This window comes from Streptomyces sp. AHU1 (assembly GCF_045343905.1).
GTDB lineage: Bacteria > Actinomycetota > Actinomycetes > Streptomycetales > Streptomycetaceae > Streptomyces > Streptomyces triticiradicis.
This window is the reverse complement of sequence record NZ_CP174283.1, coordinates 3,712,594-3,735,000: the sequence shown is the minus strand read 5'-3', so window position 1 is coordinate 3,735,000 and position 22,407 is coordinate 3,712,594. Positions and strand designations below refer to the sequence as shown.

Here is a 22,407-nt window from a genome sequence, read left to right as displayed (position 1 = left end):
AGACCTGCAGTAGGTGAGTGATGGGGTGACGCAGGAAGGTAGTCCAGCCCGGGCGGTGGTTGTCCCGGGGTAAGGGTGTAGGACGAACGGTAGGCAAATCCGCCGTTCACACAGTCTGAGACCCGATGCCGAGCCGATTGTGGTGAAGTGGATGATCCTATGCTGTCGAGAAAAGCCTCTAGCGAGTTTCATGGCGGCCCGTACCCTAAACCGACTCAGGTGGTCAGGTAGAGAATACCGAGGCGTTCGGGTGAACTATGGTTAAGGAACTCGGCAAAATGCCCCCGTAACTTCGGGAGAAGGGGGGCCACGTCTGGTGATGAGTCTTGCACTCTGAGCTGGGGGTGGCCGCAGAGACCAGCGAGAAGCGACTGTTTACTAAAAACACAGGTCCGTGCGAAGCCGTAAGGCGATGTATACGGACTGACGCCTGCCCGGTGCTGGAACGTTAAGGGGACCGGTTAGTCAAGATTCGTCTTGGCGAAGCTGAGAACTTAAGCGCCAGTAAACGGCGGTGGTAACTATAACCATCCTAAGGTAGCGAAATTCCTTGTCGGGTAAGTTCCGACCTGCACGAATGGCGTAACGACTTCTCGACTGTCTCAACCATAGGCCCGGTGAAATTGCACTACGAGTAAAGATGCTCGTTTCGCGCAGCAGGACGGAAAGACCCCGGGACCTTTACTACAGTTTGATATTGGTGTTCGGTTCGGCTTGTGTAGGATAGCTGGGAGACTGTGAAAGCCGCACGCCAGTGTGGTGGGAGTCGTCGTTGAAATACCAGTCTGGTCGTGCTGGATGTCTAACCTGGGTCCGTGATCCGGATCAGGGACAGTGTCTGATGGGTAGTTTAACTGGGGCGGTTGCCTCCTAAAGAGTAACGGAGGCGCCCAAAGGTTCCCTCAGCCTGGTTGGCAATCAGGTGTTGAGTGTAAGTGCACAAGGGAGCTTGACTGTGAGACCGACGGGTCGAGCAGGGACGAAAGTCGGGACTAGTGATCCGGCGGTGGCTTGTGGAAGCGCCGTCGCTCAACGGATAAAAGGTACCCCGGGGATAACAGGCTGATCTTCCCCAAGAGTCCATATCGACGGGATGGTTTGGCACCTCGATGTCGGCTCGTCGCATCCTGGGGCTGGAGTCGGTCCCAAGGGTTGGGCTGTTCGCCCATTAAAGCGGTACGCGAGCTGGGTTTAGAACGTCGTGAGACAGTTCGGTCCCTATCCGCTGTGCGCGTAGGAATATTGAGAAGGGCTGTCCCTAGTACGAGAGGACCGGGACGGACGAACCTCTGGTGTGCCAGTTGTCCTGCCAAGGGCATGGCTGGTTGGCTACGTTCGGGAGGGATAACCGCTGAAAGCATCTAAGCGGGAAGCCTGCTTCAAGATGAGTATTCCCACCCCCTCGAGGGGTTAAGGCTCCCAGTAGACGACTGGGTTGATAGGCCAGATCTGGAAGCCCGGTAACGGGTGGAGGTGACTGGTACTAATAGGCCGAGGGCTTGTCCTCAGTTGCTCGCGTCCACTGTGTTGGTTCTGAAACCACGAACAACCGTCGTAGCCGTATGGCCTCGGCTCCGGTTGACAGTTTCATAGAGTTTCGGTGGTCATAGCGTGAGGGAAACGCCCGGTTACATTCCGAACCCGGAAGCTAAGCCTCACAGCGCCGATGGTACTGCAGGGGGGACCCTGTGGGAGAGTAGGACGCCGCCGAACAAATTGTGAAGAAAACCCCCGTGCCGGGGATACCGGTACGGGGGTTTTCTGCGTTCAGGAACAAATTTTCCGCCCTCTGTTCGCAGGCGGTTCGCGGAATTCTCCGGCTTTACAGGCTTTACAGGCGGCCTGCTGCCTTCAGGGCCAGATAGGCGTCGGCGAGAGCCGGCGCGAGGTCGTCCGGGGTCGCGTCGACGACGGTGACCCCGCGACGCCGCAGTGTTTCGGCCGTGCGGTGGCGTCCGGCCTCGGCCTGGGCCGCCGCCGCTGCCTCGTACACCGCGTCGATGTCTCCCCGGGCCTTCGCCATACGCGCGATGCGCGGGTCCGCGACCGATGCCAGCAGGACCGTGTGGCGGTGCGTGAGGCTGGCGAGAACGGGGAGCAGTCCCTCTTCCACGGGGGCCGCGTCGAGGGTCGTCAGGAGCACGATCAAGGAGCGGCGCGGTGTCGTCCGCAGAGCCGTGGCGGTCAGGCCGCAGGCGTCCGTCTCGACGAGCTCCGGTTCGAGGCCGGCCATCGCGTCGACCAGGGACGGAAGGACGTCGCCCGCCGCACGGCCCTGGACGAGGGCGCGTACCCTGCGGTCGTAGGCGAGCAGGTCCACGCGGTCGCCGGCCCGGGAGGCCAGGGCGGCGAGGAGCAGGGCCGCGTCCATGGAGGCGTCGAGGCGGGGGGCGTCGCCGACACGCCCGGCGGAGGTACGGCCGGTGTCGAGCACCAGCAGGATGTGACGGTCGCGCTCGGGACGCCAGGTGCGTACGGCGACCGTCGTCCGGCGGGCCGTGGCGCGCCAGTCGATGGAACGGGTGTCGTCGCCGGGAACGTACTCGCGCAGACTGTCGAACTCCGTGCCCTCACCGCGCGTCAGCACGCTGGTGCGGCCGTCGAGTTCGCGGAGCCGGGCCAGTTTGGAAGGGAGGTGCTTCCGGCTGGTGAAGGGGGGCAGGACACGTACGGTCCAGGGGACTTCGTGGCTGCCCTGACGGGAGAACAGACCGAGGGGGCCGAACGAGCGGATCGTGACGCGGTCGGCGTGGCGGTCGCCGCGGCGCGTGGGACGCAGCCGGGTCGTCAGACGACGGCGTTCGCCGGCGGGGACCGTCAGGCGGTGGCGGGACGCCTCGATCTCCGTGCCGGGTTCCCAGCTGCTCGGCGGCCAGGCGTCCCGCAGGTGGGCGCGTAGCGGGCGGCCGGAGGGGTTGGTGACGGTGAGCGTGACGTCGGCGGATTCGCCGAGGCGCACCGAGGTGTCGCCGGAGCGGGTCAGGCCGAGGCGCCGTACGGGAGCGGCGAGGGCGGCGTCGCAGGCGCAGGCCAGGGCCAGCGGGACGTTCACGGCGAGGATGCCCGTCCAGCCGGGTCCCCAGATGCCGACGGGGAGGGCGCCCAGGGCCGCCAGGAGGGCGGCGCGTCCGGTGAGTGCCATCAGCGGGGGACGGGGACGTGGGCGAGGATCGCGTTGATGACGGAGTCGGCCGTCACGCCCTCCATCTCGGCCTCGGGACGGAGCTGGACGCGGTGGCGGAGGGTCGGCAGGGCCAGCGCTTTGACGTCGTCGGGGATGACGTAGTCGCGGCCGGTCAGCCAGGCCCAGGCGCGGGCCGTGGCGAGCAGGGCGGTCGCGCCGCGTGGGGAGACGCCGAGGGTGAGCGACGGGGACTGGCGGGTCGCGCGGCACAGGTCGACGACGTAGCCGGTGATCTCGGGGGAGACCGTCGTCTTGGCGACCGCGGCGCGGGCGGCCTCGAGGTCGGCGGCGCCGGCGACGGGTCGCAGTCCGGCGGCGCGCAGGTCGCGCGGGTTGAAGCCCTCGGAGTGGCGGGTGAGGACGTCGATCTCGTCCTGGCGCGAGGGCAGCGGGATCGTCAGTTTGAGCAGGAAGCGGTCCAGTTGGGCCTCGGGGAGGGGATACGTTCCCTCGTACTCGACCGGGTTCTGGGTCGCGGCGACCAGGAAGGGCTCGGGGAGCGGGCGGGGTGTTCCGTCGACGGTGACCTGGCGTTCCTCCATCGCCTCCAGCAGTGACGACTGGGTCTTGGGAGGCGTGCGGTTGATCTCGTCGGCGAGCAGGAGGTTGGTGAAGACCGGGCCGGGCTGGAAGGAGAACTCGGCGGTGCGGGCGTCGTAGACGAGCGAGCCGGTGACATCGCTCGGCATGAGGTCCGGGGTGAACTGGACGCGCTTGGTGTCGAGTTCCAGCGCGGACGCGAGCGCGCGGACGAGCAGCGTCTTGGCGACTCCGGGGACTCCTTCGAGGAGGACGTGTCCGCGGCACAGGAGGGCGACGACGAGGCCGGTCACGGCGGGGTCTTGGCCGACCACAGCTTTGGCGATCTCGGTGCGCAGGGCCTCCAGGGAGGAGCGGGCGGTGTCCGCGTCCCCGGAGTGCCCGGTGTACCCGGCTTTGTCAGTGGTCGGGTCCATCATGAAATGCGTACCTCTCTTTCGAGGGCGTCGAGTTGGTCGGCGAGGGAGACGAGGGCCGCGTCGTCGCGGGGCGGCGGTCCGAAGAGGAGCGGCAGCAGGGTCCCCGGGTCGCCGTCGAGGCGGGCGGCCAGGGCGGGGAGCAGGGTCTCGGGCTCGTGTGCCCGGGCCGGGGGCACACCGATGAGAGGGGCGAGGCGGGTGCGGGTGGCGGAGCGCAGGGCGGCGGCCGCGCGGTCTCGGGCGGAGGCCTTGCGGTAGAGGCGGGCGCGGCCTTCGGTGGTTTCGGAGGCGCGGATCGCGACGGGAAGGCGTTCGGGTACGAGGGGGCCCATGCGGCGTGCCCGCCACAGCGCTGCCAGGACGGCGGCGATGAAGAGCTGCAGCGTGCCCCAGAGCCAGCCCGGGGGGATCAGGTCGAAGAAGCTCCGGTCGCCCGTGCCGCCGGCCGAGTCGTCGGAGAGCGAGGGGAGGTACCAGACCAGATGGGCGCGGGAGCCGAGGAGCTGGAGCGCGAGCGAGGCGTTGCCCTGCTCGTCGAGGCGCTCGTTGGCGAGGATGTCGGGGGCGCCGAGCACGACGGTGTCGCCGCCCGCGGAGCGGGCCGGCACGCGCAGGAGCGTGGGCAGTCCGTCGCTCGGGTAGCAGGGGTCGGCGTCCGGGTCGGTGGTGGTGTAGCGGAGGCCGCCCGTGTCGGCGGGGCCCGCCCGGAGGGCGGCGGGCAGTTCGCAGCGGGGGGAGAGCGTCGAGTTGAGGCTGACCGCGGGGTCGGCGGTGACGCCGGGGAGGAGGGTGCCTATGGACGGCGGTCCGGGGGAGACCAGGACCGTACGGCCGCCGGAGCGTTCCGTCGTCGTGCGCAGGAGGGTCTGCTGACGCTCGGTCAGCAGGTCGGGGGCCGCGACCAGCAGGGTGGTGTCGGGGCCGGCCGCGGAGCGGGCCTCGCCGAGGGTGGTGACCACGCGTGTGGAGACGCCCTGGTCGGCGAGGAGCCGGGCGACGGCCCTGCTGCCGGAGGGGTCGGCGGAGCGTGGGTCGAGGCGGCCGTGCCGGGCTTCCGAGCGGACCGCGGCTATCGCGACGGCGGCCACCAGGAGGAGGACGAGCGCGAGGACGACCCCGCGCGTGCGGGTCCACCACTGGCGGGCGGTGGGCGAGGACGATGTGGGGGCGGTGGTGGCCTCGGTCATGAGGCGGCCCCCGGGTGGCTGCCGTGGGCCGTGTTCCGGTCCGTGCCGCGGGTGCCGTCCGCGAACACGGGCCTGGTGCGCTCCAGGTCGCGGTCGAGCTCGGTGAGGCGCTGGTACGCGTGCGGGTCCCCCGCTCTGCCGCCGTACGTGATGTCGTCGAAGTCGCGTGCGCAGGCGCGCAGCCGGTCGGTGTGGGAGGGCAGGGAGCGGCTCGCCTCCGCGGCCGCCTCGTCGGCCGTGCGGCCGGGGCGCGGGTCGAGGAGGGCGCGTTCCTCCAGGGACCGTACGACGGCGCGCATCCGTTCCTGGACGGCCTGGTTCCAGTGGCCCCGGGCGGCGTGCGCCTCGGCGGCGGCGCGGTGTTCGGCGGCGCTCCTGGGGCGGTCGTCGAAGAGGGCGGCGGACGGTGCGGGGGTGCGGTGCGGGGTGCCCAGGCGCCACCACAGGGCGGCCGCGACCGCCGCGGCCGCGAGGACGATGACGACGAGCCCGAGCGTTCCGCCGGGTGTCGCGGCCGAGGCGGCGCCGAACAGCCGGTCGATCCAGTCCCAGAAGGCGTTCAGGGCCCGCCGGACGAGGCCGGGGTCGTTCTCGTGGTACATCCGCTTGGACAGCTCGAGTCTGGCCGCCTCCCGGGCGGCCTCGCGCGGTGTCGTCACCGGTGGTGTGCCGTCGTGCCGCGCCGCGAGGGCCGCTGTCGCACCGGTGCGCGGCCCCGCGAGGACCGCCGTGAGAACTCCCCCCGCCCCGTTCAACGCATCAACTCCCCGGTGTGGCGCCGGAGGTCTCGCCGCCGTAGCCCTGGAGGCCGGCGGCCCGGGCGAGGTCGAGGTCGAGCGCCTCGCGGCGGATGCGCCGGTCGATGTACAGGAGCACCGTGACGCCCGCGGTGATCGGGAAGGTGATCATGGATCCGATCACCGAGCCGATGCCGCTGACGATGAGGAAGGTCCAGCCGAGGTCGCCGCCGGAGCTGTCGAGGAAGCCGGCGAAGCCGTCGCCGCTCAGTGCGGCGGCGAGGACGGCGAAGGGGATCACGATGATCGACGCCACGATGTTGGCGATGATCGTGGCGAGCAGCTGGATGCCGAAGACCCGCCACCAGGAGCCGCGGACGAGTTTCGCGGAGCGGCGCATCGACTTCACGATGCCCTGCTTCTCCAGCATCAGGGCGGGAGAGGCGAGCGAGAAGCGGATCATCAGCCAGAGGGCGACGAAGCCCGCGGCGAAGGCGCCGAGGACGGCGAGCGCGGCACCGGCCTCGTTCTGGCCGGCCGCCACGACGAGCAGGCCCGGAGCCGCGCCGGCGCCCAGGACCGCGACGGCGATGAGGGGCAGCAGCAGGGTCAGGCCGAACAGCCCGGCCAGTTGGGGGCGGGCGTCCCGCCAGGCCTCGCCGGTGGTCACCGGCTTGCCGATCACGGCGCGGCTGGTCACCGAGGTGAGCAGGGCCGTCGCGACGATGGTGCCGAGGAGGGTGACGAGCAGGACGAGACCGGAGCTGAGGAGGGTGTCGCCCATGGCCCGGGTCAGTTCGTCGAGGCTGGCGCTCGGGTCGTTCAGCACCTCCGTGCTCGCGCTGTCGTCCAGGACGAAACCCTGGAGCAGGATGACGGCGACCTGCGTGACGACGGCGACGGCCAGGGAGATGCCGAGGACCGTGCGCCAGTGGCCGCGCATGGTCGAGACGGCGCCGTCCAGGATCTCGCCGACGCCGAGCGGGCGCAGCGGGATCACGCCGGGCTTGGCCGCGGCCGGGCGGGCGCCCCACTGGCTTCCCCAGCCCGCGGGTCCGCCGGGTCCGGGGCCGTTCCACCCGCCGTGCCCGCCGCCGGGGGGCCGGCCGCCCCAGCCGGGTGCGGCGGGTGGCGGGGCCTGCGCGGGGGTCTGGGCGCCGGGCGCGGACCACTGGCCGGGCGGCGGCTGCTCCTTGGACCACTTCGAGGGCTGCTCGGGCGGTGTCCCCCCGTCCTGGTCCGCGGGCTCCGGGGTGCCGGAGGAGTCCGGCTCCTTCGCGCCGGAGGGGGCGGATCCGGGCGACGCCCAGCCCGGAGTGTCGTTCATCGTCGCTCCTTCACGGTGCCCGTTGCGCGGTCGCTGCGGCAGGTCGACAGCCATCGTGTCACGGCGTGCCCGGCGGGGGACGGGCCCCGTATGGGCTGCACACCTTCAATTGTCCGCCGGGTACGGGGCAGACTGGGCGAATGGCCGATCACTACGCGCAACCCCGAGAGAACAGCGGGCCGACGGAGACACCCGCGATCCGCTGGCACGAGCCGCCCGAAGGTCCCGTGGTGGTCCTTCTCGACCAGACGCGGCTTCCGGCGGAGGAGGTCGAGCTGGTGTGCACGGACGCCCCCGCACTGGTGGAGGCGATCCGCACGCTCGCCGTACGGGGGGCACCACTGCTCGGGATCGCCGGGGCGTACGGCGTCGCGCTGGCCGCCGTACGCGGCTTCGACGTGGACGAGGCGGCCCTCGCGCTGGCCGGTGCCCGGCCGACCGCCGTGAACCTCGCGGTGGGGGTGCGCAGGGCGCAGGCGGCCCACCGGGCGGCGCTGGCCGCGGGCGGCGACGAGACGGCGGCAGCGGCGGCGGCGCTCCACGCGGCGCGGACGCTGCACCGCCAGGACGCCGAGGCGAGTTCCCGCATGGCCGGGCACGGTCTCGCGCTGCTCGACGAGCTGCTGCCGGGCGGCGGCCACCGGGTGCTCACCCACTGCAACACCGGCGCGTTGGTGTCCGGCGGTGAGGGCACCGCGTTCGCCGTGGCGCTCGCCGCGCACCGGCAGGGGAAGCTGCGGCGGCTGTGGGTTGACGAGACGCGGCCCCTGTTGCAGGGTGCCCGGCTGACGGCCTACGAGGCCGCCCGCAGCGGAATGGCGTACACCCTGCTCACGGACAACGCGGCGGGCTCGCTGTTCGCGGCCGGGGAGGTGGACGCGGTGCTGATCGGGGCCGACCGGATCGCCGCCGACGGTTCGGTGGCGAACAAGGTGGGGAGCTATCCGCTCGCGGTGCTGGCCAGGTACCACCACGTGCCGTTCATCGTGGTGGCGCCGGTGACGACGATCGATCCGGACACGCCCGACGGCTCGTCCATCGAGGTCGAGCAGCGCGCGGGTCATGAAGTGACGGAGATCGCAGCTCCACAGGTCCCGGTGGCGGGGGCGGAGCCGGGAGGGGGTATACCTGTGGCACCCCTGGGGACCCAGGCGTACAACCCGGCGTTCGACGTGACGCCGCCGGAGTTGATCACGGCGATCGTCACCGAAGAGGGCGTTGTTTCGCCCGTGACGGCTGAGGCTCTCGCCGAGCTGTGTGACTTGTCACGCCAGGTAACGATTTAGTTAATGGGATGATGTCGTTTATGAAGGGACGAGTCCTTGTCGTCGATGACGACACCGCACTGGCCGAGATGCTCGGCATCGTGCTGCGTGGTGAAGGTTTTGAGCCGTCTTTCGTAGCCGACGGCGACAAGGCGCTGGCCGCCTTCCGTGACGCCAAGCCCGACCTGGTTCTCCTGGACCTCATGCTTCCCGGACGGGACGGCATCGAGGTGTGCCGCCTGATCAGGGCGGAGTCCGGGGTGCCGATCGTGATGCTCACGGCGAAGAGCGACACCGTCGATGTCGTGGTCGGCCTCGAGTCGGGCGCCGACGACTACATCGTGAAGCCGTTCAAGCCAAAAGAGCTCGTGGCGCGGATCAGGGCGCGGCTGCGCCGTTCCGAGGAACCGGCGCCCGAACAGCTGTCGATCGGCGATCTCGTCATCGACGTCGCCGGTCACTCTGTGAAGCGGGAAGGCATGTCGATCGCGCTGACGCCGCTGGAGTTCGACCTGCTGGTCGCCCTGGCGCGCAAGCCGTGGCAGGTGTTCACGCGTGAGGTCCTCCTGGAGCAGGTGTGGGGCTACCGGCACGCGGCGGACACCCGTCTGGTCAACGTGCACGTCCAGCGGCTGCGCTCCAAGGTCGAGAAGGACCCGGAGCGTCCGGAGATCGTGGTGACCGTCCGAGGCGTCGGGTACAAGGCGGGGCCGAGCTGACATGTCATGGGACAGTGCCGCTTCGGCGTCCGCTGAGCAGGGGGATCGTTCGGGGCGGCCTGTCGGCCGGAAGATGAAGGGCTCCCGCTGGGAGCGGTTCTTCGAGGGGGGGCTGCTCCAGGGCGGAGTCCAGGGCAGCCCGGTCATCAGGCTGCTCATACGCTGGGTGCGCCGTCCGCTGCTGCCCGTGATGCGGCTGTGGCGGCGCAACATCCAGCTCAAGATCGTCGCGACGACGCTGCTGATGTCGATGGGCGTCGTCCTGCTCCTCGGCTTCGTCGTGATCGGGCAGGTGCGCAACGGTCTGCTGGACGCCAAGGTGAGGGCCTCGCAGAGCCAGGCCACCGGTGGTTTCGCGGTGGCCAAGCAGCAGGCGGACACCGCGGCGACGGCGAACGGCGACGACCGTTCGGCCGCGGACGGCCGGCCGTCGAAGAACGTCAGCCAGTGGATGACCGACCTCGTCGTGTCCCTGTCCAGTGGCGGTCAGGGCGCGTTCGACGTCGTGACGCTCAACTCCACCGCCTCGGGCGACGGCAGCGGCGGTCTCGCACCGCGGTCCTCGAGCCAGGTCGACCCGACGGCGAGCATCCCCGAGAACCTGCGGGCCCGGATCGACAGGAGCATCTCCGCGGCGCAGAGCTACACCCGTGTCGTCTACAAGGACGACAAGGAGTCCCAGCCCGCCCTGGTCATCGGCAAGCAGGTGAGCGACCCCAACGGAGACGCCTACCAGCTCTACTACCTCTTCCCGCTGACGCAGGAGGAGAAGTCGCTCAGCCTGGTCAAGGGCACGCTCGCGACGGCCGGACTGTTCGTCGTGGTGCTCCTCGGGGCCATCGCCTGGCTCGTGGTGCGCCAGGTCGTCACACCGGTGCGGATGGCGGCCGGGATCGCCGAGCGGCTCTCCGCCGGACGCCTCCAGGAACGGATGAAGGTCACCGGCGAGGACGACATCGCCCGTCTGGGTGAAGCCTTCAACAAGATGGCGCAGAACCTCCAACTGAAGATCCAGCAGCTGGAGGACCTGTCCCGGATGCAGCGGCGGTTCGTGTCCGACGTGTCGCACGAACTGCGCACACCGCTGACCACCGTGCGCATGGCCGCCGACGTCATCCACGACGCGCGCGTGGACTTCGACCCCGTGACCGCGCGGTCGGCCGAGCTGCTCGCCGACCAGCTGGACCGCTTCGAGACGCTCCTCGCCGACCTGCTGGAGATCAGCCGGTTCGACGCGGGCGCGGCCGCGCTGGAGGCCGACGCCATCGACCTCAGGGAAGTCGTACGACGAGTGGTCGGCGGGGCCGAGCCGCTCGCCGAGCGCAAGGGCACGCGCATACGCGTCGTCGGCGACCAGCAGCCGCTGATCGCCGAGGCGGACGCCCGGCGGGTCGAGCGGGTGCTGCGCAACCTCGTCGTCAACGCCGTGGAGCACGGCGAGGGCAAGGACGTCGTCGTCAAGCTCGCCGCGGCGGGCGGAGCGGTCGCGATCGCGGTCCGCGACTACGGCGTCGGGCTCAAGCCCGGCGAGGCGACCCGGGTGTTCAGCCGTTTCTGGCGGGCCGACCCGGCACGCGCGCGTACCACCGGCGGCACGGGTCTGGGACTGTCCATCGCCCTGGAGGACGCACGGCTGCACGGCGGCTGGCTGCAGGCCTGGGGCGAACCGGGAGGCGGCTCGCAGTTCCGGCTCACCCTGCCCCGGACGGCGGACGAGCCCCTCAGGGGATCACCGATACCCCTGGAACCCAAGGACTCCCGGCGCAACCGCGGACTCGACGACGCCGGTCTGCCGCACGGCGGCGCCACGAAGCTCGCCACGGTTCCCGTGCAGCAGGCCGGGGCCGCCCAGGCTCCGATACCGCCTCGCGGGACCACGGCCCCGCCCACGGCCGACCCGACGGCGCTGCCGGGCAACGGCGCTCGTGTGGTGCCCCGGCCCGCCGGGACGCTGCGCCGTCAGGAGGAGACATCCGGCACGGGCCGGGAACGGACCGCGCAGGAGCGGGGACGGGACGGCGAGACGCCGGAGGAGCTCGGACATGGGGAGGCATTTCGTGGGCGCTGACCGAGGGGGGAACGGTGTCCGCGGACGCCGTTCGGTGAGCGTCGTGGTGTACGCGGCCTGTGGGTCCCTGCTGCTGGCGGGGTGCGCCTCGATGCCGGACAGCGGGGACCTGCGCGGGGTGGAGTCCACCCCGCGCCAGGACCCGCAGGTCCGCGTCTACGCCGTGCCGCCGCACCCCGGTGCCTCGGCGGCGGAGATCGTGCAGGGCTTCCTGGAGGCACTGACCAGCGACGACGCCAAGTACGAGACGGCCGGCAAGTACCTCACCGACAGCGCGCGCAAGACATGGGACCCGTACCGTTCGACGACGGTCCTCGCGGACGCGCCGGAGCCCGTGGGAGCGCCCTCGGGGACCAAGGACGGCAGTCGTGACGTCCTGTTCCGGCTGAACGGCAGCAAGGTCGCCACCGTGGACGGTCGGCACGCGTACGGGCCGGACTCCGGTCAGTACAGCGGATCGGTGCACCTGACCAAGCTGAAGAGCAACAAGCAGTGGCGCATCGACGGGCTGCCGCAGGGCGTGGTGATGGGCGCGTCGGACTTCCAGCGCAACTACATGTCCGTGAACAAGTACTACTACGCGTCGAGCGGGAACTCCGGGACCGACCGCCCCCTGGGGACCGTCGCCGACCCGGTCTACGTGCGCGCGCAGGTGGACCCGATGACGCAGATCGTGCGCGCGCTCCTGAAGGGGCCCACGAGCTGGCTGGACCCGGTGGTCAGGTCGAGCTTCCCCTCGGGCACGGAACTGAAGAACAGCGGTGTGACGCTGTCGCCCGACGACCGCAACAGCGTCACGGTGCCGCTGAACGCGCGGGCCGACCGCGTCGGGAGCACCCAGTGCCGGCAGATGGCGGCCCAGATCCTCCTCACCCTCCGGGACCTGACCCCCACGGGCGTCGACGAGGTGGAGCTCCAGAGGGCGAACGGCTCGCAGCTGTGCGTGCTGACCAAGGCCAAGGCCGAGAGCGTCGCCCTGCACGGTACGGGCGACCACCCCGAGTACCAGTACTTCATCGACCACGACCAGAGGCTCGTACGGATGCCCGGCGGCAACCGCGACAAGAAGCCCGAGCCGGTGCCCGGCGCACTGGGCGAGGGCGGCAAGAAGCTGCGGGCGGCCGCGGTGTCGCGGGACGAGGAGACCGCCGCCGGGGTGTCGGCCGACGGCCGGAACCTGTACGTCGGGTCGCTGGTGCCGGGCGGTTCGCTCGCCGAGCCGGTGGTGCGCAGCCAGGGCGCCACGGCCGACGACCGGCTGACGACGCCGAGCTGGGACGCGAACGGCGATCTGTGGGTGGCCGACCGCGACCCGAAGAACCCCCGGCTGCTCCTGCTGCAGAAGGGCGCGGGCGAGCCCGTCGTCGTGCAGGCGCCGGAGCTCGACGGGCGCGTCGAGGCGGTGCGGGTGGCCGCCGACGGCGTGCGCATCGCGCTGATCGTCGAGAAGGACGGCAAGAGCTCGCTGCAGATCGGACGCATCGAGCGGTCCAAGCCCGACGAGCCGGCCGGCGCGTACATCTTCGAACCCCGGTCCGTCGCGCCCCGGCTGGAGGAGGTCACGGCCATGTCCTGGGCCGGGGACAGCCGCCTCGTGGTGGTCGGCAGCGAGAAGGGCGGTGTGCAGCAGATGCAGTACGTCCAGGTCGACGGCTCCACCCCGCTGGGCACCTCGCCCTCCGCGCTGGCCAACGTCAAGGAGATCGCCGCGTCCGAGGACGAGCAGCTGCCGCTGGTGGCGCACTCGGACACGGACGGGATCGTGCGGCTGTCGGCGGGGGAGCAGTGGCAGAAGGTGGTCCAGGACGGGACGGCGCCGGTCTATCCCGGGTAGCGCCGTGCGCGTCAGGTGGTGGGTCCGTCCGGTCTCCGGGCGGGCCCGCCGCCGTTTCCGGAAGCCGTCCACAGGCTGTTCTCCAGGGTTTTCCACAGGGGTGGCCGAGCGGGCCGGGCGTCGGCACAGTGGTGGTCATGCGGGGATGGTGGCGGGACCTCACGGATCTGGTGCTGCCGGCCGAGTGCGGAGGCTGCGGCAGGCCTCGCACGGTGCTCTGCCCCGGGTGCCGTGCCGTCCTGGCGGGGGCCGCTCCGTGCCGGGTGCGGCCGGCGCCCGAGCCGGCCGGGCTGCCCGTGGTGCACGCGGCGGCTCCTTACGGGGACGAGGTGCGGGCCATGCTCCTCGCCCACAAGGAACGGGGTGCGCTGGCCCTGGCGGCACCTCTGGGCGCCGCCCTCGCGGGGGCCGTACGAGCGGGTGCGGGGCCGGCGGGACGTCCTGGTCCGGCAGGGCGGTCCACGGCTTCGCGGGGACGGCCGGGCCCCGGGCCGGTGCTGCTCGTACCGGTGCCGTCGGCGCGGTGGGCGGTCCGGGCGCGGGGCCATGATCCGGTGCGGCGGATCGCTCTCGCGGCGGCGGGCGAACTGCGGCGCACGGGGACACCGGCCCGGGTGCTCGGGGTGCTGCGGCAGCGGCGTGCCGTGGCCGACCAGGCGGGGCTGAACTCCCGTCAGCGGGCGGTGAACCTGGCGGGTGCCCTGGAGGTCGTCGCCGGGGGCGGGCGGCTACTGGCCGAAGGAGGCCGGATCGTGCTGGTGGACGACCTGATGACGACGGGGGCGTCGCTGGCGGAGGCGGCGCGGGCGGTGCGGGCCGCGCGGTCGGGTGCGCGGGCGCTGCGATGGACGGGTGAGAGGACGGGGCGGGTGGAGATGGACGGACGAATCGTGGGTAGGGAGCAGGCCGAAGGAACGAGTGGTGGCACGGTCCGTTCGGCTGTGATCGCGGCACCTTTGGATGCCTTCGAAATAAACCGGAACTGACCGAGAACTTGCATCGTTGCAGGTAATACGAGGGTCAATTCACCTGAACGGAGGTACGTATCAGTAGAGGGTGACGACATCCGTCCGGGCGAGATATGTTCGGTTGTGAGGCAATGGCGCAGGCCGTACCTCGCGCATCCGAGTGCCGAAGCGTGACTTTCCGGCAATCACCCGCATCGGTGGGGTGGAGATCTTGTCCTTGGGGGAGGAGGAGGTGAAAGTCACCGAGTCCGAGGTTCCGGGGCTCACCGGGACCTGGTGCAAAAGGGAGATGCTCCGCCAGTGGAGCGGGGCTATCCGGGAACGGAGTTCTGCGTGGACATCGTCGTCAAGGGCCGCAAGACCGAGGTGCCCGAGCGGTTCCGCAAGCACGTGGCCGAGAAGCTGAAGCTGGAGAAGATCCAGAAGCTCGATGGCAAGGTGATCAGCCTCGACGTCGAGGTGTCCAAGGAGCCCAACCCCCGACAGGCCGACCGCAGTGACCGGGTGGAGATCACGCTCCACTCCCGCGGACCGGTGATCCGGGCGGAGGCGGCGGCAAGCGACGCGTATGCAGCACTCGACCTGGCCGCGGACAAGCTCGAGGCCAGGCTGCGCAAGCAGCACGACAAGCGTTACACCCGCCGTGGCAACGGCAGGATCTCGGCGGCCGAGGTCGCCGACGTCGTCCCGGGCGCCGCGACCCTGAACGGCAGCGGCGACGTCGTCCGTGACGAGGAGCCCGACGCCGTGCCCACCAAGAAGATCGGCTCTCTCGAGATCATGGGCGAAGGCCCCTGTGTCGTCCGGGAGAAGACCCATGTGGCCGCACCGATGACGCTCGATCAGGCGCTCTACGAGATGGAGCTGGTCGGGCACGACTTCTATCTCTTCGTCGACTCCGAGACGAAGGAGCCCAGCGTCGTCTACCGGCGCCACGCGTACGACTACGGGGTCATCCACCTCAGCACGGAAGCGATGGTCACCCAGGGCGGAGCGGACGCGCCGGGCGGCGCGCTCGGCGGCTGACCGTTCCCGGTGACGGACGAGCCGGTGCCCCTGGAGCGCGAGTGCGCCCCCAGGGGCACCGGTGTGCGACCACTTCACGTCCCGCTCCGTCACCCCGCCGCCGTCCGGACATGGAATCATGGCCGCACCGGCCCAACCGGTGGGTCGTTGCCTTGGGTTGGCGATGCCACGGAAACACAGGCCACGGCCTTCAGGGGGAGGAACGATGGCGGACAGCTTCGGACCGATGCGTGCCGGTGGCGCCGACGACGGAATCGTCGCTTCCGGCCCGGACGGGGGCCCTTCGCGTGAGGAGCCCATCAGGGTCCTCGTCGTGGACGACCACGCCCTGTTCCGCCGAGGCTTGGAGATCGTGCTCGCCGCCGAGGAGGACATCCAGGTCGTCGGCGAGGCGGGCGACGGGGCGGAGGCGGTCGACAAGGCCGCCGACCTGCTGCCCGACATCGTGCTGATGGACGTGCGGATGCCCAAGCGCGGCGGTATCGAGGCGTGCACCTCCATCAAGGAGGTGGCCCCCAGCGCGAAGATCATCATGCTGACGATCAGCGACGAGGAGGCCGACCTCTACGACGCGATCAAGGCGGGGGCGACCGGGTACCTCCTCAAGGAGATCTCCACGGACGAGGTGGCCACGGCCATCCGCGCGGTGGCCGACGGGCAGTCGCAGATCAGCCCGTCGATGGCGTCGAAGCTCCTCACCGAGTTCAAGTCGATGATCCAGCGGACGGACGAGCGCCGGCTGGTGCCGGCGCCGCGGCTCACCGACCGTGAGCTGGAGGTCCTCAAGCTGGTGGCCACGGGAATGAACAACCGCGACATCGCCAAGGAACTGTTCATCTCCGAGAACACCGTGAAGAACCACGTGCGCAACATCCTGGAGAAGCTGCAGCTGCACTCCAGGATGGAGGCGGTGGTGTACGCGATGCGGGAGAAGATCCTCGAGATCCGCTAGGCGTCACCCCAGGACGCCGCGGACGCGGCCGCCGGGCGGCACCCGGCGACTTCGCCGGACATCACCCCAGGACGCGGACGAGCTCCGCGGCCAGCGGTTCGCGCAGGCCCGGGGTGTCCACCCGCTCGACCCGCACGTCCGTGCAGTCCACCCAGTCCGCGGCCTCCGCCAGGGCCTGGGCCACCGCCGGGACCGCCTTCGCGCCGTCCAGGGTGACCTGTCGGGCGACCAGCGTGCGGCCCTCCCGGGCCGGATCGACCCGGCCGACCAGCCGGCCCCCGGCCAGGACCGGCATCGCGAAGTAGCCGTGGATCCGCTTCGGCTTGGGCGTGTACGCCTCCAGCCGGTGCGTGAAGTCGAAGATCCGCTCCGTGCGCGCCCGCTCCCAGACGAGGGAGTCGAACGGCGACAGGAGCGTCGTGCGATGGCGGCCGCGCGGGACCGTCTCCAGCGCCTCCGGGTCCGCCCACGCGTCACCGGCCGGTCTTCCGCCCGGACCCCCGGCGCCGCCCTTTGCGGCCGCGGCCCTGCCCCAGCCCTCCACCGTCACGGCGACCAGACCCGAGTCCGCGATCACCGCGTCGACCTGCTCCAGCTTGAGGCGGTGGTAATCGGCGATGTCCGCGCGGGTGCCGACGCCGAGGGACCGGCCGGCGAGGCGGACGAGACGGCGCACGCACTCCCTGTCGTCCAGTTCGTCATGGAGCAGCGGCTTCGGGATCGCGCGCTCCGCCAGGTCGTAGACCCGCTTCCAGCCGCGCCGCTCCACGCACACCACCTCGCCGTACATCAGCGCGCGCTCGACGGCGACCTTCGTGCCCGACCAGTCCCACCACTCGCTGGTCTTCTTCGCCCCGCCCAAGTCCGTGGCCGTCAGGGGGCCTTCGGCGCGGAGCTGCTTGATCACCTGGTCGTAGGCGCCGTCGGGCAGGTCGTGGTTCCAGTGCGGGCGGGCGCGGTAGGCGCGGCGGCGGAACGCGAAGTGGGGCCACTCCTCCACGGGCAGGATGCAGGCCGCGTGGGACCAGTACTCGAAGGCGTGCGGTGCCGGGGGCGTCTCGGCGGACGGGGTGCCGGCGGGCGGTGCGGACGTCCAGTAGGCCTGTTCGACGGTCTTGCGGCCGACGGCGCCGAGACGGGCGTAAGGAATCAGTTCGTGGGACCGGGCGAGGACGGAGATCGTGTCGAGCTGGACCGCGCCGAGGTGCCGCAGGACTCCCCGGACGCCCGCCCTGCGGTCCGGGGCGCCCAGGAAACCCTGCGCCCGCAGGGCGATGCGGCGGGCTTCGTCCGCGGAGAGTTCGATGGTGGGACGCGGGAGACTCGTCATGCCCACACGTTAGGCGGTGCCACTGACAACCGGGGCGCCCGCGGACCGGCCGCGGGGAGGGGACCCGGCACCGGGTCCCGGCGCGGGATCCGGTCCCGGGACTTGTACGGCGCTCACCTGGCCGGCAGGTACGGCGACGTCGAGGGCAGGCCCAGGTCGGAGGGGAGCAGCGAGCCCACCCAGCAGTCCCTGCGCACGCCCTTGTTGTTGATGGCGGAGCGCAGCGTCCCCTCGATGGTGAACCCGGCGCGTTCGGCCACCGCGCGGGAGCCGGTGTTGCCGACCTCGGCGCGCCATTCGACGCGGTCGACGGACAGGTCCGTGAAGGCCCAGCGGGAGGCGGCGACGGTGGCCTCGGTGATGTAGCCGTTGCCGCGGTGCTCCTTCGCCGCCCAGTAGCCCACCTCGCCGACGCCCAGGGAGCGCATGGTGATGGAGAGCATGCCCACCAGCTGCCCGGAGGGGAGGAAGACCCCGAAGGCGAAGGCCGAACCGTCCGCCCAGCCCTCGGGCACCGTCTGGTCCGTGAAGCCCGAGGCGTGCTCGAGCAGATAGGGCGACGGGATCGTGGTCCAGCGCTGGATGTCGGGATCCTGGGCGGCCGCGAAGATCGCGTCGGTGTCGTCCACGCCCACGGCGCGCAGGACGAGGCGGTCGGTGGTCAGCGTGACGGGGTCCATCGGCCGATTCTGCTCGGGCATCCGCAAGGGCGCCATTCCTTTGCCCCGGGTGATCGGTTCGCTACTTTTCGCTGTGCGGGCGCGGCACCTTCGGCAGCCCCCGTCCGTTGTCCTGGTGGCTGTCACCGGCAGACCTCCCGGCGCGGTGCGGTCCTCGCTTACGATGGCCGTTGCTCAAGCTGTGATTTGAATCTGTCTTTGAAACTGTCATTGAAACCGACCGTCCCAGGCCCGACCGGCAAGGAGACAAACCCCCGTGTCCGTCCTCTCGAAGATCATGCGTGCAGGCGAAGGCAAGATCCTGCGCAAACTGCACCGCATCGCGGACCAGGTCAACTCCATCGAAGAGGACTTCGTCGACCTCTCCGACGCCGAGCTGAGGGCCCTCACCGATGAGTACAAGCAGCGGTACGCCGACGGCGAGAGCCTCGACGACCTGATGCCCGAAGCCTTCGCGACCGTTCGCGAGGCGGCCAAGCGAGCCCTCGGCCAGCGTCACTACGACGTGCAGATCATGGGTGGCGCCGCGCTGCACCTCGGCTATGTCGCCGAGATGAAGACCGGTGAGGGCAAGACGCTCGTCGGCACCCTGCCCGCGTATCTGAACGCCCTCTCCGGAAAGGGCGTCCACCTCATCACGGTCAACGACTACCTGGCCGAGCGCGACTCCGAGATGATGGGCCGCGTCCACAAGTTCCTCGGCCTCGAAGTCGGCTGCATCCTCGCCAACATGACTCCGGCCCAGCGCCGCGAGCAGTACGCGTGCGACATCACGTACGGCACGAACAACGAGTTCGGCTTCGACTACCTGCGCGACAACATGGCCTGGTCCCAGGACGAACTCGTCCAGCGCGGCCACAACTTCGCGATCGTCGACGAGGTCGACTCCATCCTCGTCGACGAGGCCCGTACGCCGCTGATCATCTCCGGCCCGGCCGACCAGGCCACCAAGTGGTACGGCGACTTCGCCAAGCTGGTCATCCGCCTGAAGAAGGGCGAGCCCGGCAACCCCCTGAAGGGCATCGAGGAGACCGGCGACTACGAGGTCGACGAGAAGAAGCGCACCGTCGCCATCCACGAGTCCGGCGTCGGCAAGGTCGAGGACTGGCTGGGCATCGACAACCTCTACGAGTCGGTGAACACCCCGCTCGTCGGTTACCTGAACAACGCCATCAAGGCCAAGGAACTGTTCAAGAAGGACAAGGACTACGTCGTCATCGACGGCGAGGTCATGATCGTCGACGAGCACACCGGCCGTATCCTCGCCGGCCGCCGCTACAACGAGGGCATGCACCAGGCGATCGAGGCGAAGGAAGGGGTGGACATCAAGGACGAGAACCAGACGCTCGCCACGATCACCCTGCAGAACTTCTTCCGCCTCTACAAGCGCCAGGACCACGACGGCAAGGAAGTGCCGGGCCTCTCCGGCATGACCGGTACGGCGATGACCGAGGCCGCCGAGTTCCACCAGATCTACAAGCTCGGTGTCGTCCCGATCCCGACCAACCGGCCGATGCAGCGCAAGGACCAGTCGGACCTGATCTACCGCACGGAGATCGCCAAGTTCGACGCGGTGGTCGACGACATTGCCGAGAAGCACGAGAAGGGCCAGCCGATCCTGGTCGGCACGACCTCGGTCGAGAAGTCCGAGTACCTCTCGCAGCAGCTCTCCAAGCGCGGCATCCAGCACGAGGTGCTGAACGCCAAGCAGCACGACCGGGAGGCGACGATCGTCGCCCAGGCCGGCCGCAAGGGCGCCGTCACCGTCGCGACCAACATGGCCGGCCGCGGTACCGACATCAAGCTCGGCGGCAACCCCGAGGACCTCGCGGAGGCGGAGCTGCGCCAGCGCGGCCTCGACCCCGAGGAGCACATCGAGGAGTGGGCGCACGCCCTGCCCGCGGCCCTGGAACGGGCCGAGGCGATGGTGAAGGCCGAGAAGGACGAGGTCCACGACCTCGGCGGGCTCTACGTGCTGGGCACCGAGCGTCACGAGTCGCGGCGTATCGACAACCAGCTGCGCGGCCGCTCCGGCCGTCAGGGCGACCCGGGCGAGTCCCGCTTCTACCTCTCCCTCGGTGACGACCTGATGCGTCTGTTCAAGGCGCAGATGGTCGAGCGCGTCATGTCGATGGCGAACGTCCCGGACGACGTGCCGATCGAGAACAAGATGGTCACGCGTGCCATCGCCTCCGCCCAGTCGCAGGTCGAGCAGCAGAACTTCGAGACCCGCAAGAACGTCCTGAAGTACGACGAGGTGCTCAACCGGCAGCGCGAGGTCATCTACGGCGAGCGCCGCCGCGTCCTGGAGGGCGAGGACCTGCAGGAGCAGATCCAGCACTTCATGGACGACACCATCGACGCCTACATCGCGGCTGAGACCGCCGAGGGCTTCGCCGAGGAGTGGGACCTCGACCGGCTGTGGGGCGCCTTCAAGCAGCTCTACCCGGTGAAGGTCACCGTCGACGAGATGGAGGAGGAGGCCGGCGACCGTTCCGGTCTGACCGCCGAGTTCATCTCCGAGTCCATCAAGGACGACATCCACGCCCAGTACGCGGCCCGCGAGGAGCAGCTCGGCTCCGAGATCATGCGTGAGCTGGAGCGCCGGGTCGTGCTGTCGGTCCTGGACCGCAAGTGGCGTGAGCACCTCTACGAGATGGACTACCTCCAAGAGGGCATCGGCCTGCGCGCGATGGCCCAGAAGGACCCGCTGGTCGAGTACCAGCGCGAGGGCTTCGACATGTTCAGCGCCATGATGGACGGCATCAAGGAGGAGTCCGTCGGCTACCTGTTCAACCTGGAGGTCCAGGTCGAGCAGCAGGTCGAGGAGGTCCCGGTCCAGGACTCCGTGCCCTCTCCGGCCCAGCAGGAAGCGGTCCCCGCGGGCGCGGTGCGGCCCGAGATCCGCGCCAAGGGCCTCGACGCCCCGCAGCGCCCGGACCGGCTGCACTTCTCCGCGCCGACCGTGGACGGCGAGGGCGGCATCGTCGAGGGCGACTTCGCCAGCGACGACGAGCCCTTCCGCTCCGAGGCGGACGGCCTCACGCGCGCGGAGCGCCGCAAGCAGCAGAAGGGTGGCGCGCGCCGCCGCAAGAAGTGAGTGAGGGTCGCCTGCGGCGGGCAGTGCCGCGGCAGGCGACCGGATGACGCGGGAAGGGCCGGACACCGGGTGTCCGGCCCTTCCCGCGTCCCGGCCCCGCGTCCCGGCCCCGCGTCCCGGCCCCGCGTCCCGGCCCCGCGTCCCGGCCCCGCGTCCCGGCCCCGCGTCCCGGCCCCGCGTCCCGGCCCCGCGTCCCGGCCCCGCGTCCCGGCCCCGCGTCCCGGCCCCGCGTCCCGGCCCCGGGCCCCGTGTCCCGCGTGGCGCGCGGTGTCCGGGGCCCGGTGCCGCGGGCCGGGGCCCATGTCCCGGGGCCGGAGTCCGGATACCGCGGGCCGGGTGCCGGGGTCCGGTGGCGTTCAGTCGCCCGGGCGGGGGGTGCGCGGGACGCCGAGTTCGATCGCGGTGCAGCGCCAGCGGAGGTCGGGGCCCTGTTCCAGCCGGAAGGCCATGGCGCGGAGCTGGTCGCCGGCGCCGATGCGGGCGAAGGCCTCGACGGCGTCCGGGCGTGCGACGTAGTAGCCGATGTCGCGTACGACGGGGCGGGGACCACGGGTACGGAGAGGGCCGAGTTCGGCGAGCCGGACCAGTTCGTCGTAGGCCCGGCCCGCGGTGTGGCGCAGCATGCAGTGGACGGGGCGGGCACCGCTCAGCACGGCCAGCAGACGTTCGGCGAAGACATCGGTGGGGCGGAGCCGGGGAGCCGGGCGCCGAGCCGCTCCGGCGGACGGCGTGGCGAGCGGCCGGGCCCCGCCCCGCGCCGTCGCCGGGGACCCGGCGTCGCCCCCCACGGTCACCGGCGCGCGGCCACCGGCCGGTGCCGGGAGGGCCGGGGGCCGCGGGGACGACAGGGCGCGGGCGGGGGACGGGCTCGTGTTCCCCGGCGGGCGCCCGCCGGGGGTCCTGGCGGGGGTGCCCGTGCCCGGGGTGCGGGGCGGGGAGCCGCCGGGGCGGCGGGAGTCCTGGCGGCCCGGCGGCCGGGTGCCGGGGTGGCGCCTCGTCCTGGTCATCACCTTGTTCATGCGTCGTCCCCGTTCTCGTCCGGAGTTCTCGTCCGGACCGGTCGATACCAGT

At 70.8% G+C, this 22,407-nt stretch carries 16 protein-coding genes and 2 rRNA genes (1 of these 18 only partly in view); 10 read left to right on the top strand and 8 right to left on the bottom strand.

Annotated features, from left to right (window positions below; genetic code table 11):
* Positions 1–1,507: ribosomal RNA gene (locus ACICHK_RS16725) — 23S ribosomal RNA — on the top strand (it extends 1,616 nt beyond the left edge of the window).
* Positions 1,508–1,596: 89 nt separating this feature from the next.
* Positions 1,597–1,713, top strand: a 5S ribosomal RNA gene (rrf, locus tag ACICHK_RS16720).
* Positions 1,714–1,831: 118 nt separating this feature from the next.
* Here the strand turns inward: rrf and ACICHK_RS16715 are convergent.
* From ACICHK_RS16715 to ACICHK_RS16695, 5 genes are read right to left on the bottom strand one after another with little or no spacing between them, the layout of a single operon-like run.
* Positions 1,832–3,142: a DUF58 domain-containing protein gene (locus ACICHK_RS16715; protein WP_406837535.1), complete on the bottom strand. Its 1,311-nt coding sequence runs from the start codon at positions 3,140–3,142 to the stop codon at positions 1,832–1,834.
* Positions 3,142–4,140 (bottom strand): MoxR family ATPase, encoded by a 999-nt coding sequence (locus ACICHK_RS16710; protein WP_151474415.1) that lies wholly within the window; start codon positions 4,138–4,140, stop codon positions 3,142–3,144. The genes ACICHK_RS16715 and ACICHK_RS16710 overlap by 1 nt, the downstream gene beginning before the upstream one ends.
* Positions 4,140–5,330 carry a DUF4350 domain-containing protein gene (locus ACICHK_RS16705; protein WP_406837534.1) on the bottom strand — a complete coding sequence of 397 codons (1,191 nt, stop codon included), beginning with the start codon at positions 5,328–5,330 and terminating at the stop codon, positions 4,140–4,142. Before ACICHK_RS16705 ends, ACICHK_RS16710 begins: the two co-directional genes overlap by 1 nt.
* Positions 5,327–6,085: a DUF4129 domain-containing protein gene (locus ACICHK_RS16700; protein ID WP_406837533.1), complete on the bottom strand. Its 759-nt coding sequence runs from the start codon at positions 6,083–6,085 to the stop codon at positions 5,327–5,329. Before ACICHK_RS16700 ends, ACICHK_RS16705 begins: the two co-directional genes overlap by 4 nt.
* Positions 6,086–6,089: 4 nt before the next feature.
* Entirely contained in the window at positions 6,090–7,394 is a 1,305-nt protein-coding gene (locus tag ACICHK_RS16695; protein ID WP_406837532.1) for a glycerophosphoryl diester phosphodiesterase membrane domain-containing protein, read from the bottom strand.
* A gap of 140 nt (positions 7,395–7,534) precedes the next feature.
* Here ACICHK_RS16695 and mtnA point away from each other — a divergent pair, with 140 nt between their 5' ends.
* The 7 genes from mtnA to ACICHK_RS16660 all read left to right on the top strand — a co-directional run bounded on the left by mtnA (position 7,535) and on the right by ACICHK_RS16660 (position 16,226).
* Positions 7,535–8,680: an S-methyl-5-thioribose-1-phosphate isomerase gene (mtnA, locus tag ACICHK_RS16690; protein WP_406837531.1), complete on the top strand. Its 1,146-nt coding sequence runs from the start codon at positions 7,535–7,537 to the stop codon at positions 8,678–8,680.
* An 8-nt stretch (positions 8,681–8,688) separates the two neighbouring features.
* Positions 8,689–9,378: a two-component system response regulator MtrA gene (gene mtrA / locus ACICHK_RS16685; protein ID WP_192582811.1), complete on the top strand. Its 690-nt coding sequence runs from the start codon at positions 8,689–8,691 to the stop codon at positions 9,376–9,378.
* A gap of 1 nt (position 9,379) precedes the next feature.
* Entirely contained in the window at positions 9,380–11,446 is a 2,067-nt protein-coding gene (gene mtrB, locus ACICHK_RS16680) for an MtrAB system histidine kinase MtrB (RefSeq protein ID WP_406837530.1), read from the top strand.
* Entirely contained in the window at positions 11,436–13,280 is a 1,845-nt protein-coding gene (locus tag ACICHK_RS16675; RefSeq protein WP_406837529.1) for an LpqB family beta-propeller domain-containing protein, read from the top strand. Before mtrB ends, ACICHK_RS16675 begins: the two co-directional genes overlap by 11 nt.
* Before the next feature lie 137 nt (positions 13,281–13,417).
* Positions 13,418–14,266 carry a ComF family protein gene (locus ACICHK_RS16670; protein ID WP_406837528.1) on the top strand — a complete coding sequence of 283 codons (849 nt, stop codon included), beginning with the start codon at positions 13,418–13,420 and terminating at the stop codon, positions 14,264–14,266.
* Between the two features lie 315 nt (positions 14,267–14,581).
* A complete protein-coding gene (gene hpf / locus ACICHK_RS16665; RefSeq protein ID WP_404818692.1) occupies positions 14,582–15,274 on the top strand; it encodes a ribosome hibernation-promoting factor, HPF/YfiA family in 693 nt (230 codons plus the stop codon).
* A gap of 205 nt (positions 15,275–15,479) precedes the next feature.
* Positions 15,480–16,226: a response regulator gene (locus tag ACICHK_RS16660; RefSeq protein ID WP_406837527.1), complete on the top strand. Its 747-nt coding sequence runs from the start codon at positions 15,480–15,482 to the stop codon at positions 16,224–16,226.
* 61 nt (positions 16,227–16,287) lie between these two features.
* Here ACICHK_RS16660 and ACICHK_RS16655 read toward each other — a convergent pair whose 3' ends face one another.
* Together ACICHK_RS16655 and ACICHK_RS16650 are read right to left on the bottom strand one after the other, a co-directional pair.
* A complete protein-coding gene (locus tag ACICHK_RS16655) occupies positions 16,288–17,556 on the bottom strand; it encodes a winged helix-turn-helix domain-containing protein (RefSeq protein ID WP_406837526.1) in 1,269 nt (422 codons plus the stop codon).
* A gap of 113 nt (positions 17,557–17,669) precedes the next feature.
* Positions 17,670–18,236, bottom strand: a complete 567-nt coding sequence (locus tag ACICHK_RS16650) for a GNAT family N-acetyltransferase (RefSeq protein WP_151474420.1) — start codon at positions 18,234–18,236, stop codon at positions 17,670–17,672.
* Between the two features lie 256 nt (positions 18,237–18,492).
* On the opposite strand from ACICHK_RS16650, the gene secA reads away from it, so the two are divergent.
* Positions 18,493–21,336: a preprotein translocase subunit SecA gene (gene secA, locus ACICHK_RS16645; RefSeq protein ID WP_151474403.1), complete on the top strand. Its 2,844-nt coding sequence runs from the start codon at positions 18,493–18,495 to the stop codon at positions 21,334–21,336.
* A 356-nt stretch (positions 21,337–21,692) separates the two neighbouring features.
* On the opposite strand, the gene ACICHK_RS16640 is transcribed toward secA, so the two are convergent.
* A complete protein-coding gene (locus ACICHK_RS16640) occupies positions 21,693–22,355 on the bottom strand; it encodes an Rv3235 family protein (RefSeq protein WP_406837525.1) in 663 nt (220 codons plus the stop codon).
* Between the last annotated feature and the right edge of the window lie 52 nt (positions 22,356–22,407).

Excerpts from the sequence above, each read along its gene's own strand:
- mtrA (WP_192582811.1), top strand. The coding sequence starts at position 8,689 with ATGATGTCGTTTATGAAGGGACGAGTCCTTGTCGTCGATGACGACACC.
- ACICHK_RS16705 (WP_406837534.1), bottom strand. The coding sequence starts at position 5,330 with ATGACCGAGGCCACCACCGCCCCCACATCGTCCTCGCCCACCGCCCGC.
- ACICHK_RS16715 (WP_406837535.1), bottom strand. The coding sequence starts at position 3,142 with ATGGCACTCACCGGACGCGCCGCCCTCCTGGCGGCCCTGGGCGCCCTC.
- mtnA (WP_406837531.1), top strand. The coding sequence starts at position 7,535 with ATGGCCGATCACTACGCGCAACCCCGAGAGAACAGCGGGCCGACGGAG.
- ACICHK_RS16660 (WP_406837527.1), top strand. The coding sequence starts at position 15,480 with ATGGCGGACAGCTTCGGACCGATGCGTGCCGGTGGCGCCGACGACGGA.
- ACICHK_RS16650 (WP_151474420.1), bottom strand. The coding sequence starts at position 18,236 with ATGGACCCCGTCACGCTGACCACCGACCGCCTCGTCCTGCGCGCCGTG.
- ACICHK_RS16695 (WP_406837532.1), bottom strand. The coding sequence starts at position 7,394 with ATGAACGACACTCCGGGCTGGGCGTCGCCCGGATCCGCCCCCTCCGGC.
- ACICHK_RS16655 (WP_406837526.1), bottom strand. The coding sequence starts at position 17,556 with ATGACGAGTCTCCCGCGTCCCACCATCGAACTCTCCGCGGACGAAGCC.
- ACICHK_RS16710 (WP_151474415.1), bottom strand. The coding sequence starts at position 4,140 with ATGGACCCGACCACTGACAAAGCCGGGTACACCGGGCACTCCGGGGAC.
- ACICHK_RS16670 (WP_406837528.1), top strand. The coding sequence starts at position 13,418 with ATGCGGGGATGGTGGCGGGACCTCACGGATCTGGTGCTGCCGGCCGAG.
- mtrB (WP_406837530.1), top strand. The coding sequence starts at position 9,380 with ATGTCATGGGACAGTGCCGCTTCGGCGTCCGCTGAGCAGGGGGATCGT.
- ACICHK_RS16640 (WP_406837525.1), bottom strand. The coding sequence starts at position 22,355 with ATGAACAAGGTGATGACCAGGACGAGGCGCCACCCCGGCACCCGGCCG.